This is a genomic window from Pantoea sp. NGS-ED-1003 (assembly GCF_000738765.1).
GTDB classification, from domain to species: domain Bacteria; phylum Pseudomonadota; class Gammaproteobacteria; order Enterobacterales; family Enterobacteriaceae; genus Pantoea; species Pantoea septica.
Map to the genome: position 1 here is coordinate 1 of NZ_JPQA01000012.1, position 12480 is coordinate 12480.

The following is a 12480-nucleotide window of genomic DNA, read 5'->3' on the forward strand; positions in this document are numbered from 1 at the left end:
AAGAGCAAGCTCTTCTGTGCTGCCGTTCGACTTGCATGTGTTAGGCCTGCCGCCAGCGTTCAATCTGAGCCATGATCAAACTCTTCAATTTAAGTTTGATTTGCTTAAACAAGTTAAGCGGTGCTCATCTGTAAAACGTCATAATGAATGTCATTATGTGTCCACTCGTGAGGCTTGATATTTTTTAAGCCCGAAGGCTTTGATATCTGCTCTCGAGTGCCCACACAGATTGTCTGATAAATTGTTAAAGAGCGGTGCAGTCAGCGGCGGAGCCTGCTGCTGCGAGGTGGCGTATATTACGCTACTCTCCTTCGGAGTCAACCCCTTTTTTCAGGGATTTTATCCGGCGACTCAGCGAACCGAATCTCCTGAACACCGCATTCCGTAAGCCGTTGTGCCGTGTCAGTGGAGGCGCATTATAGGGAGTTCTTCCGGGCTGACAAGCATTTCTTTGAAAATAATTGCCGGATGCCTTTTTTTTAATCGAACGGGTTAAAAGCAGACATTTCCGGGCGAAAAAGCGCACAGAAACAGCCTTTCGCCGTGGAAAATTGCCAACCAGCCCTTTTATGCCGATGCTATGCTGTCACTTCGGTTTCTTGCCAGCTACTGACACCTATATAGAAGGATTTTCGATGATACGATCCGCGCGCAGTATGGCCGGTCTGCCATGGATAGCCGCCATGGCGTTTTTTATGCAGGCTCTGGATGCCACCATTCTTAATACTGCGCTACCCGCTATCGCGACCAGCCTCGACCGCTCTCCTCTGGCCATGCAGTCCGCCGTTATCAGCTACACCCTTACCGTCGCCATGTTGATTCCTGTGAGCGGCTGGCTTGCCGACCGCTTCGGCACGCGCAAAGTCTTTATTATCGCAGTGTCGCTATTTACCTTTGGCTCGCTGGCCTGTGCTTTATCGCAATCGCTGACGATGCTGGTGATCTCGCGCATCGTTCAGGGCGTAGGCGGCGCGATGATGATGCCGGTGGCGCGCCTGGCGTTGCTGCGCGCCTATCCGCGTAGCGAACTCCTGCCGGTGCTGAACTTCGTCACCATGCCCGGCCTGGTAGGGCCGATACTGGGGCCACTGCTCGGCGGGTTACTGGTCACCTATGCCACCTGGCACTGGATATTCCTGATTAACATTCCCGTCGGCATCCTTGGCATTTTTTATGCGCGCAAATATATGCCGGACTTTACCTTGCCCAAGCGCCGCTTCGACTTTCTCGGCTTCCTGCTGTTTGGTGCCGGATTAGTCTTGCTGTCGATCGGCATCGAGCTGTTCGGCGAGCGTATCGTCTCCGCATGGCTGGCGTCTGGCGTACTGGCGGCAGGCGTAATATTGCTGCTTCTTTATATCCTTCATGCGCGCCGCCACCCAGCGCCGCTAATCAGCCTGCCGTTGTTCAAGACCCGCACCTTTTCGGTCGGCATTATCGGTAATATTGCGTCGCGCCTCGGCACCGGCTGCGTCCCTTTCCTGATGCCGTTAATGCTGCAGGTTGGTTTTGGTTTCTCGGCGGTGGTGGCGGGCTGTATGATGGCGCCGACGGCCATCGGCTCGATTCTGGCCAAATCCACGGTAACTCAGGTGCTGCGCCTGTTCGGCTATCGCCGTACGCTGATCGGCATTACCGTCGTCATCGGCATTCTGATCGCCAGCTTTGCGCTGCAGTCGCCGTCTGAAAGCATTATTCTGCTGCTGCTGCCGCTGTTTATTCTCGGCATGTCGATGTCAACGCAGTTCACCGCGATGAACACCATCACGCTGGCGGATTTGAATGATGATAACGCCAGCGGTGGTAATAGCGTGCTGGCGGTGACGCAGCAGCTGTCGATTAGCTTTGGCGTGGCGGTAAGCGCCGCGGTGCTGCGCTTTTATCAGGCGTTCGAAACCGGCACCGTCGAGCAGTTCCATGCGACCTTCCTGACGATGGGCATCGTCACGGTGATTTCGGCCTTTACCTTTGCGCTGCTGCGGCCGGGCGACGGCCGCCATCTGATCACCAATCGCGATAAAAAGAAGAAAAGCGCTTAAGTCGAGGCGCGCACCACCAGTTCCGGCGTCAGCACCAGCGTTTGCTGGCTGGCGTCGGGATCGTTCAGGCGATGGATTAAGGTATCGATCGCCAGCTGGCCCAGCTCATCTTTCGGCTGATGAATCGTGGTCAGCGGCGGCGTCAGATAGCGCGCCAGCTCGATATCGTCATATCCCATCACCGCTATATCCTGCGGAATACGCAATCCCGCCTCAAACAACGCGTGATAAACGCCGACCGCCATGGCGTCGTTGCTGGTGAAAACCGCCTGTGGCGGCGACGCCAGCGCCAGCAGTTCTTTCATGGCGCTGTAGCCGCCCTGAAATTCGAAGTCGCTGTTAATCACGTAGCCGGCCGGAATTGCCAGCCCGTTTTTCTCCATCGCATGGTAATAGCCCTGCAGACGCATCCGTCCCGGAGTTTTATCCAGCGGGCCGGAAATACAGGCGATGCGGGTATAGCCGCTATCAATCAGATGTTGCGTCGCCAGTTCGCCGCCCAGCAGCGCATTGTCCTGAATAATATCGCCTTGCCCTTCAAACGGCGCCCAGTCCATCATCACGGCAGGAATAGAAGGATAGCGATTAAGGATGGCTGCCGAGGGCAGATGACTTTCGGTGCACATGATCAGCAGGCCGTCGACGCGCTTTTGCAGCAGCGTTTCCAGGCTGCGGTTCATGCGCTCCTCGTCGCCCGCCGTATTGCAGAGGATCAGGCTGTAGCCGCGCTCGTAACAGCTGTCTTCGACGCCGCGTACCACTTCGGCGTAAAAAGGGTTGCTGCTGGTCGTCAGCAGCATGCCGATGGTGTGCGTCTGGTTAAGCTTGAGGCTGCGCGCCAGCGCTGAAGGCGCGTAGTTCAGCGTGCTGATCGCCCGATCGACCTTCTCGCGCACCGCTTCGCTAACAAAGCGGTTGTTGTTGATAACGTGCGAGACGGTGGAGGTGGAGACGCCCGCCATGCGGGCGACATCTTTCATGGTAGCCAAGGCTTAACCCTGCTGAAGTAGAAAATCGTCGATTTCCGCGCGCCAGGGCACGGAGGGCTGCGCGCCCGGACGCGTGACGGCGATTGCCGCCGCCGCATGGGCGAAGCGTACCGCCTCATGCAGGCTTTTGCCTTCCAGCCGCGCCGTAATAAATGCGCCGTTAAAGGTGTCACCTGCCGCAATGGTATCGACTGCCTTCACCGTAAAGCCGGCAATGCGCTCGCCTTTTTCGCCCTGCTCGCTCAGCCAGACGCCGCGACGTCCCAGAGTGATCAGCACGGTGCCGATGCCTTTAGCGTGCAGCGCCTCAGCGGCGCGCGCAGCGTCCTCGTCGCTGGAGACGGCGATGCCGGTCAGGCTTTCCGCTTCGGTTTCATTAGGCGTAATGATATCCACCAGCGCCAGCAGCTCATCGTCGAGCGGCGTCGCCGGCGCGGGATTGAGGATCACCTGCGTCTGATGAGCGCGCGCGATCTTCGCCGCAGCCAGCACGCTCTCCAGCGGCGACTCCAGCTGCATCAGCAACGCCGAGGCGTTGACGATGACCTGCTGATGACGCGCCACGCAGTCAGGCGTTAACGCCGCATTGGCACCCGCGCAGATGCCGATGCTGTTTTCCCCTTCGCCGTTGACGAAAATCATCGCCACGCCGGTGGGTTCGCCGCTCACGGTTTCAACCGCGGCGGTCTCGACGCTGTCCCGCGCCAGCTGCGCGCGAATACGCTCGCCGATGGCGTCATCGCCAAGGCAGGCGATAAAGGCGATATCTGCGCCAGCTCGCCCGGCGGCGACCGCCTGGTTCGCCCCTTTGCCGCCAAACGCAACGGTATACTGCTCCCCGATCACCGTTTCGCCGGGACGAGGAAAGTGCGTCAGGTTAAGAATGTGGTCAGCATTAATGCTGCCGAGAACGGCCAGTTTTGCGCTTTTGCTCATAGGGTGTGATCCAGAAAGAGTGCGCCACCGGATTAGGGTGGCGCATTGCCCTGCTTTTCTTTGAGTTATTTGGTGACCAGTTTCAGGTCAACGGGATTGATGGCCTGCACTTTTTCACCTTTCAGCACTTTATCGGCGGTATCGACGCCAATCATGCCGATCTTATCCGGCATCTGAGCGACCGTCGCCGCCAGTTTGCCGCCTTCGACCGCTTTCACGCCGTCGGCGGTGCCGTCAAAGCCGACTACCACGACATCAGATTTCCCGGCGGTTTGCAATGCGCGTAACGCGCCAAGCGCCATTTCATCATTTTGCGCAAATACCGCCTGCACGTCCGGGTGCGCCTGCAGCAGGTTCTGCATCACGTTCAGACCCTTAGTGCGATCGAAGTCCGCTGGCTGGCTCGCCAGCACCTGGAATTTATGCGCGTCCGAGGCCTGTTTAAAGCCTTCGCCGCGCTCACGCGCCGCAGAGGTGCCGGCAATACCCTGCAGTTCAATAATTTTGGCGCTGTCGCCCAGACGTTTAGCGATGTAGTCGCCCGCCATTTTACCGCCGAAACGGTTGTCGGAGGCGACATGGCTCACCACTTTGCCCTGTGCCGCGACGCGGTCCAGCGTGATCACCGGAATATTGGCCTGGTTGGCCATTTTTACTGCGTTGCCGACCGCATCGGAATCGGTTGGGTTGATCAGCAGCAGTTTGGCACCGCGCACGGTCAGATCCTGCACGTTTGCCAGTTCTTTCGCCGGGTTGTTCTGCGAATCCAGCACCACCAGGTTATAGCCCAGTTTGTCAGCCTCTTTCTGCGCGCCCTCTTTCAGCGAGACGAAGAAGGGGTTATTCAGCGTCGATACCACCAGCGCGATGGTATCTTTCGCCACTGCGCTGGCGCTTAATGTCGCGCCGAGGATCACAGCCAGTGCGGTCAACTTTTTCATCATTTCATCCTGTGTAAAGGTCAGAGTTATTTACTGCTTTTGTTATCCACCAGTACCGCCAGCAGGATTACCACCGCTTTTACGATCATCTGGTAGTAGGAAGAGACGCCCATCAGGTTCAGGCCGTTATTCAGGAAGCCCAGGATCAGCGCGCCAATCAGGGTGCCCATAATGCGCCCTTTACCGCCCGCCAGACTGGTGCCACCCAGCACCACCGCCGCGATAGCGTCCAGCTCGTAGCCGGTGCCCGCCGTCGGCTGCGCCGAAGAGAGGCGCGCGACTTCAATGGTGCCCGCCAGCGCGGCCAGCATGCCGCTCAGGGCGTAGACAATCACTTTTACGCGGTTAACGTTGATGCCGGAGAGACGAGTAGCCGCTTCATTGCCGCCCAGCGCGTAGATGTAACGGCCAAGGCGCGTATGGTGCAGCATGTACCAGGCGAGCAGGAAGACGACGGCCATCAGCCACACCGGCGTCGGAATCCCCAGCGGACGGCCGATGCCGAACCAGCCGAAGAGATCGGCGTTGTCGTTAAAGCCGGTATTAATCGGGCTGCCGTCGGTGTAGACCATGGTGACGCCGCGCAGCAGCAGCATCATCACCAGCGTGGCGATAAAGGCCTGCACTTTGCCGCGCGCCACGATAGTACCGGTTACGGCGCCGATCGCCGCCCCCAGCGCCAGCGCGCCCGCGACCGCCACCAGCGCGTTGACTTCCATGCCCACCAGCGAGGCGGCCACCGCACCCGTCAGCGCCAGCAGCGATCCCACCGAGAGATCGATGCCGGAGGTGAGGATCACCAGCGTCATGCCGACCGCCATAATGGCGTTGACCGAGGTCTGCTGCAGAATATTGAACAGGTTCGCTACGGTGAAAAAGTTAGGGCTCTGGCTCGCCACCACCGCGATCAGCACGATGAGCGCAATCAGCGATTTTTGCTCCATCAGCCAGGCTTTGCTGAACCAGCGACGGCTGGACGGTAAGGTTTGGGTGCTCATACAACTAAATCCTCGCTGTGTTGCTTGCCTACGGCTGCCGCCATTAAAGATTCCTGCGTCGCCTGCTCGCGGGTAAATTCGCCGCCGGAACGGCCTTCATGCATCACCAGAATGCGGTCGCTCATGCCAAGCACTTCCGGCATCTCTGATGAGACGAGAATGATGCTTAGCCCTTCGGCCTTGAACTGATTGATAAGCTGGTAAATCTCTTTCTTCGCCCCGACGTCGACGCCGCGCGTCGGTTCGTCCAGGATCAGCACGTTGGGACGCGTCATCAGCCCGCGCGCGATGGCCACTTTCTGCTGATTGCCGCCGGAGAGCAGGCCGATCGCCTGTTCCATTGACGGCGTTTTGATATTGAAAAGACGGATAAAATCGCCCACTGCCAGCTGCTCGGCGGCATGTTTCAGCGTGCCGCTGCCGTTGCTGAAATAGCGCAGCGCCGTCAGCGACATGTTCTCTTTTACCGACATGCCCAGCACCAGCCCGTCGCGCTTGCGATCCTCGGAGATATAGACGATGCCGTTGGCCAGGCCATCCTGGGGCGCGCGCGTCACTACTTCGCGGCCGTCGAGCCAGACGCGGCCTTTGCTGCGCGGCAGGGCGCCGTAAAGCAGCTTCATCAGCTCGGTGCGTCCGGCGCCCATCAGCCCGGAGACGCCAAGGATCTCGCCTTTGCGCAGCGTAAAGCTGACGTCATGCACGCCCGGTCCGCTAAGGTTTTCGACCTTGAGGCGAACGTCTCCCGGCGCCTGGTCGAGGCGCGGGTATTGATCTTCCAGCTTGCGCCCGACCATCATCTCGATCAGGCTCTCTTCGCTGAGCTCCTTCACCGGACGTTCGGCAATAAACTGGCCGTCGCGGAAAACCGTCACGTCGTCGCAAATCTCGAAGATCTCTTTCATACGGTGGGAGATATAGACAATGCCGCAGCCCTGCGCCTTCAGCTCGTTGATCACGCGAAACAGCGACAGCGTTTCGGTATCGGTTAGCGCGTCGGTCGGCTCATCCATAATGATCACCTGCGACTTAAAGCTCAGGACTTTGGCGATCTCCACCATCTGCTGATCGCCGATTGAAAGATCGCCCACCAGCTTGTGGCTGTTAAAACGCAGGTTAAGACGCTTCAGCAGCGCGTCCGCCTCGGCGTACATCCGTTTCCAGTCGATACGGCCGAAACGGTTAACGAACTCGCGCCCCAGAAAAATATTTTCCGCCACGGTCAGCTGCGGGATGAGGTTCAGTTCCTGATGAATAATGCCGATACCCGCTTCCTGCGACGCTTTCGGGCCGCTGAAGGTGGTCTCTTCGCCAAGCCAGCGCAGCGAACCCGCGTCGCGGCTGTAGATGCCGGTCAGCACCTTCATCATGGTGGATTTGCCGGCGCCGTTCTCGCCTACCAGCGCCATCACGCGTCCTGGATAGACCGCCAGCGACGCGCTCTTTAACGCCTTAACACCGGGAAAGGATTTCTCAATCCCCTGGAGCTGTAATAAGGGTTGCATAACGGCCTCAGAAGGTGACGCCAGCGCTCAGGATGACATTCGCAAACGGAGAGCACTCTCCGCTGCGAATGACCGCCTGACTGCGTTGAGTCTGTTGTTTGAACTGTTCATGACTGGTGTAACGCACTGCAATAGTGTTTCCCTGGTGCTGTTGCAAGGCTTCGAGCACGGCGAGAAGCTCGCTATGGAGCTGCGGATTGTGCTGCTTAATCTCTTCCGCAATCAGGGCGCTTTCCACCTGCATCTCCATCGTGACGGCTTTTACCACCTGCATAAAATCGGGCGTGCCCGGCGTCAGCGCCAGATCGATGCGCTGCGGTCCTGCCGGGATCGGCAAACCGGCATCGGCAATGGTCAGCATATCCGTATGGCCCAGACGGGCAATCACGTAAGAGAGTTCAGCGTTTAACAGGCGACCTTTTTTCATTTTCTGCTCCAGAGCGAAACGTTTCGCTAGCGGCAGTGTATGAAATGGCGGCAGTAACTCAACGGGGGAAATCGAGAAGTGTGATCGTTATCGAAACGTTTCGCTCGCGCGAAGGCGAATTTGACTTAGGCGATAAAAAGGGCCGCTGAAGCGGCCCGGCAGGGAAGGCGTTACGGCGCTTTGCGCACCTGCTTAACGTCAAGTTCGATGCTATTGAAATCTTTATCCAGCTCGCCCGTCAGCTCAACGCGATCTTTCGGCGTAATGGTCAAACCGTCCCAGCGCTTGTGGTCGATCTCAACTTTCATGGTGCCGGTGGCGTCGCGAAACAGATAATCCTCGTCGCCTGTTTGCTTCTCCAGCTGGCCGCGCACGGTGATCCAGCTGTCGTCTTTCATCTCTTCCGCCTGCTTAACGGTCACCACGCTGCTCTGGTCGTTTTGAAAACCTCCCTGTTTCGCCTGAACGGCAGGCGCATTCGCATCGACAAATCCGCCCTGAGTCGCGGCAAAGACCGGCGCAGTGGTCAGCGCCAGGATAGCTAAAAGTGCGGCATGCTTTTTCATATAGTCACCTCGTTTCCATGAATGTGTGTTTGGTACGCTTCCTATTAAAACAGCGACTTCTTAACAGGATCTTAAGAGGTAAAAATAAGCGAAAAGTGGCGATATCGCCTGTACAAGCGTCGTTCTCCTTCGTATAAAGCCTTTGCGAACAAAGGAGGGAAGATGCGCATTTTACTGATTGAGGATGACCGGCTGATTGGCGACGGCATCAAGGCGGGCCTGGGTAAATTAGGTTTCAGCGTCGACTGGTTTGTTTCCGGCGATGAGGGTTTCGCCGCGCTGCATGCGGCGCCCTGGGATGCGGTGATCCTCGATCTTTCGCTGCCGCAGCGCGACGGGCTGGAAATTTTGCGCGACTGGCGACAACAGGGCGCAGACGTGCCGGTGCTGATCCTGACCGCGCGCGATGCCCTCGATCAGCGCGTGGAGGGTTTGCAGCTGGGCGCGGACGATTATCTCTGCAAACCCTTCGCCCTGACAGAAGTCGCCGCGCGGCTACAGGCGCTCATCCGGCGTCGCCACGGCCAGCTGCAGCCGGAGCTGCGTCACGGTAACGTCATTATGCAGCCTGCTAGCCACAGCGTGACGCGCGATGGCGAGCTGGTTCCGCTTAAAAGCCGGGAGCTGGCGCTGCTGGAACTGTTTTTACGCCATCCAGGCCGCGTGCTGACGCGCGCGCAGCTGGAAGAGAAGCTCTACAGCTGGGATGCCGACGTCTCCAGCAACGCGGTAGAAGTGCATATTCATCACCTGCGTAAAAAGCTCGGCGCGACCTTTATCCGTACCGTGCACGGCGTCGGCTATATGCTGGGAGAGCCGCAATGAGCCTGTTTCTCCGGCTTGGCGTCGGCTTCGTGCTGCTGCTCGGCCTCTGCTGGGGCAGCGCCAGCCTGAGCGCCTGGCTACAAACCCGCGACACCATCAACGAGCTTTTCGACACCCAGCAGCTGCTGTTCGCCAAACGCCTGATGGCGCTTGACCTCGCCGCACCCGCTGACGCCACCCTGCCCGAAAACAAGGCGCTGCTGCGCCACCATCGCGGCGATCAGGATGACGACGCGCTCGCCTTTGCTATTTTCACCCGAGACGGCAGACCAGTGCTGAACGACGGCGAAAACGGCAGAATGCTACCGTTCGACGCCGAGGCGCAGGGATTTCACGACGGGCGGTTAATCGACGACGACGACGCCTGGCGGTTTGTCTGGCTGACGACGCCGGACGGCCAGCACCGCATCGTGGTGGGCCAGGAGTGGGAATACCGCGACGATATGGCGAAAGCGCTGGTGCAAAGCAGCATTCTGCCCTGGCTTATCGCGCTGCCGCTGATGCTGTTGCTGCTGCTCGGCCTGGTGTGGCGCGAGCTGCGCCCGCTCAAGCGCATCACGCAGCTGCTGGCGCTGCGCGCGGCGGACGACGACAGGCCGCTGGACGCCGGGCGCGTGCCGCTGGAAGTCAGACCGCTGACGGAAGCGTTGAACGGGCTGTTCAGCCGCATCAGCGCCATGGTGCAGCGCGAGCGCCGCTTTACCTCCGACGCCGCCCATGAGTTACGCAGTCCGCTGGCGGCGCTGCGCGTGCAGAGCGAAGTAGTGCAGCTTGCCGCTGACGACGAGGTGATGCGCCAGCACGCTTTGCGCCAGCTGGACGCCGGCATTCAGCGCGCCACGCGGCTGGTGGATCAGCTGCTGACGCTGTCGCGCGCCGAAGCTGAGGATGCACGCGGGGCGTTTCAGCCTGTCGACCTCCATAACCTGCTGCAGGAGGCGCTGGCCGAGCAGTTGCCGCACGCCGATCGCGCCGGCGTCGCGCTGCGTCTGGAAAGCCTTGCCGAGCCGGTTATTCAGGGTCATCCGCTGTTGCTGTCGCTGCTGGCGCGCAACCTGCTGGACAACGCCATCCGCTACACGCCGGAAGGCAGCAACGTCAGGGTAGTGCTGGAGAGCCGCGGGTTGCGCGTCGAGGATAATGGCGCGGGCCTGAGCGAGGCGGAGATGCAGCGTCTGGGCGAGCGCTTCTGGCGGCCGCCGGGACAGGAGAAGAACGGCAGCGGGCTGGGATTATCGATCGTGCGGAACGTCGCGCAGCTGCACGGTATGCAGCTGCGCTTCAGCCAGAGCGAGGGCGGCGGACTCTGCGTCGCCCTGCGCTGGTAACCATCAGATCTCGACCTGGGTACCAAGTTCGATTACCCGGTTCGGCGGGATCTCAAACTGGTCAGGCGCGCGCAGCGCATTACGCTGCAGCGCCAGGAAGAGCTTGCCGCGCAGGCGCAGATACCAGGGGCGTTTGCCCATAATCAGCGACTCGTGCGACATAAAGAATGAAGTTTCCATCATCCGGCAGTTAAGCCCTTCCAGCCCGCAGCGGTGGAAGATCTCCTCGACATTCGGCGTTTCGCGCCAGCCGTAGCTGGCCACCACGCGCCAGAAAGTCGGCGACAGCTGTTCGATGGCGACGCGGCGCACGTTATGCACGTAAGGCGCATCCTCGGTGCGCAGCGTCAAAAAGACCACGCGCTCGTGCAGCACCTTGTTGTGCTTGAGATTGTGCAGCAGCGCAAAGGGGATCACGTTTAGCGCACGCGACATATAGACGGCGGTGCCCGGCACGCGCACCGGCGGCGATTTCTCCAGCGAGGCGATCATCGCCTCCAGCGAGTTGCCGTGCTCGTGCATCCGGCGCAGCAGGCGAAAGCGTTCGCTCTTCCAGGTCGTCATAATCAGGAACATGATCAGACCCAGACAGATGGGCAGCCAGCCGCCGGAGAAGAGCTTAATCAGGTTGGCAGAGAAGAGCGGCACGTCGATGCAGAGAAACAGCGTCAGGATCAGGCCGACCGCCAGCCGGTTCCAGTGCCAGTTTTTCACTGCGACGGTACAGGAGAGAATCGAGGTCAGCACCATAGTGCCGGTGACCGCGATGCCGTAAGCCGCCGCCAGGTTGCTGGAGTGCTCAAAGCTGATAATCACGATCAGCACGGCGAAATAGAGCACCCAGTTGATCATCGGCACGTAGATCTGACCGGACTCCATCTCCGAGGTATGGATAATGCGCATGCCAGGCAGATAGCCCAGACGCACCGCCTGGCGCGTCAGCGAGAAGACGCCGGAGATCACCGCCTGCGAGGCGATCACCGTCGCCAGCGTCGCCAGAATCAGCAGCGGGATCAGCGCCCAGTCCGGCGCCAGCAGGAAGAAGGGATTTTTTATCGCTTTGGGATCGCTGAGCAGCAGCGCGCCCTGACCGAAATAGTTCAGCACCAGCGAGGGCAGCACTACGATAAACCAGGCGATGCGAATCGGCATTTTGCCGAAGTGGCCCATATCCGCATAGAGCGCTTCCACGCCGGTAATCGCCAGCACCACCGCGCCCAGCGCAAAGAACGAGATGGTTTTGTAGTGCACGAAGAAACTGACCGCCCAGGAGGGATTAAGCGCCTGCAGCACTTCCGGATTCTTCATGATGCCGGTAACACCCAGCACCGCCAGCGTGGCGAACCAGATCAGCATCACCGGGGCGAAGAGTTTGCCCACCATGCCGGTGCCGTGCTTCTGGATCATAAACAGCAGCGTCAGCACCGCGATAGAGAGCGGGACGATAAAGGGATCGAGCGAGGGCGCGGCGATCTCCAGCCCTTCAATCGCCGACATCACGGATATGGCGGGCGTAATCACCACCTCGCCATAAAAGAAGCTGCCGCCGATCAGGCCCATAATGACCAGCACCGCCGTGGCGCGCGCGCCGGTATTGCGGCCCGCCAGCGACATCAGGGTTAAAATGCCGCCCTCGCCGGCGTTGTCCGCGCGCATGACGTAGCTGATATATTTCAGCGACACCACCAGCAGCAGCAGCCAGAAAATCAGCGACAGAAAGCCGAAAACCGCTTCGCGCTCAACGCCGAAACCAAACTGACCGGAGAGGCATTCACGCAAGGTATAGAGCGGGCTGGTGCCGATATCGCCATACACTACGCCAATCGCGGCCAGCGTTAACGCACTAAGTGATTGCTTGTTATCCGAGCTCATAGAGTTATCTTTTGTTGGAGCAGAGAGGCGCAACACCCCATCGCTCTTGCTGTC

General features: G+C 59.4%; 11 protein-coding genes and 1 rRNA gene. 3 read left to right on the forward strand and 9 right to left on the reverse strand.

Annotated elements, in window-relative coordinates:
• A 16S ribosomal RNA gene (locus JS46_RS20630) occupies positions 1-91 on the reverse strand; the annotation flags it as partial.
• Positions 92-635: 544 nt separating this feature from the next.
• Here JS46_RS20630 and mdtD point away from each other — a divergent pair.
• Positions 636-2039, forward strand: a complete 1404-nt coding sequence (gene mdtD / locus JS46_RS20635) for a multidrug transporter subunit MdtD (RefSeq protein WP_033755340.1) — start codon at positions 636-638, stop codon at positions 2037-2039.
• On the opposite strand, the gene rbsR is transcribed toward mdtD, so the two are convergent.
• The 7 genes from rbsR to JS46_RS20670 form a co-directional block, all read right to left on the reverse strand.
• Positions 2036-3028, reverse strand: a complete 993-nt coding sequence (gene rbsR / locus JS46_RS20640) for a ribose operon transcriptional repressor RbsR (RefSeq protein WP_369799193.1) — start codon at positions 3026-3028, stop codon at positions 2036-2038. The genes mdtD and rbsR overlap by 4 nt on opposite strands.
• A 3-nt stretch (positions 3029-3031) precedes the next feature.
• On the reverse strand, positions 3032-3964 hold the full coding sequence (gene rbsK / locus JS46_RS20645) for a ribokinase (RefSeq protein ID WP_033755345.1): 933 nt from the start codon (positions 3962-3964) through the stop codon (positions 3032-3034).
• Between the two features lie 65 nt (positions 3965-4029).
• Positions 4030-4905: a ribose ABC transporter substrate-binding protein RbsB gene (gene rbsB, locus JS46_RS20650; RefSeq protein WP_033755347.1), complete on the reverse strand. Its 876-nt coding sequence runs from the start codon at positions 4903-4905 to the stop codon at positions 4030-4032.
• Between the two features lie 26 nt (positions 4906-4931).
• Positions 4932-5903 (reverse strand): ribose ABC transporter permease, encoded by a 972-nt coding sequence (gene rbsC / locus JS46_RS20655; protein ID WP_033755349.1) that lies wholly within the window; start codon positions 5901-5903, stop codon positions 4932-4934.
• The gene (gene rbsA, locus JS46_RS20660; RefSeq protein ID WP_033755352.1) at positions 5900-7408 is read right to left on the reverse strand and encodes a ribose ABC transporter ATP-binding protein RbsA; all 1509 of its coding nucleotides are present in this window, start codon (positions 7406-7408) and stop codon (positions 5900-5902) included. The genes rbsC and rbsA overlap by 4 nt, the downstream gene beginning before the upstream one ends.
• A 7-nt stretch (positions 7409-7415) precedes the next feature.
• A complete protein-coding gene (gene rbsD / locus JS46_RS20665) occupies positions 7416-7835 on the reverse strand; it encodes a D-ribose pyranase (protein ID WP_033755355.1) in 420 nt (139 codons plus the stop codon).
• 170 nt (positions 7836-8005) lie between these two features.
• Positions 8006-8401, reverse strand: a complete 396-nt coding sequence (locus JS46_RS20670; RefSeq protein ID WP_033755357.1) for a YgiW/YdeI family stress tolerance OB fold protein — start codon at positions 8399-8401, stop codon at positions 8006-8008.
• 162 nt (positions 8402-8563) lie between these two features.
• Between JS46_RS20670 and qseB the strand changes: the two genes are divergently transcribed.
• Together qseB and qseC are read left to right on the forward strand one after the other, a co-directional pair.
• The gene (qseB, locus tag JS46_RS20675) at positions 8564-9226 is read left to right on the forward strand and encodes a quorum sensing response regulator transcription factor QseB (protein ID WP_033755360.1); all 663 of its coding nucleotides are present in this window, start codon (positions 8564-8566) and stop codon (positions 9224-9226) included.
• Positions 9223-10554, forward strand: coding sequence for a quorum sensing histidine kinase QseC (gene qseC, locus JS46_RS20680; RefSeq protein WP_033755363.1), 1332 nt, complete (start codon positions 9223-9225; stop codon positions 10552-10554). The genes qseB and qseC overlap by 4 nt, the downstream gene beginning before the upstream one ends.
• 3 nt (positions 10555-10557) lie before the next feature.
• Here the strand turns inward: qseC and kup are convergent, their stop codons facing one another.
• Positions 10558-12426, reverse strand: a complete 1869-nt coding sequence (kup, locus tag JS46_RS20685) for a low affinity potassium transporter Kup (RefSeq protein ID WP_033755365.1) — start codon at positions 12424-12426, stop codon at positions 10558-10560.
• Positions 12427-12480 lie beyond the last annotated feature (54 nt).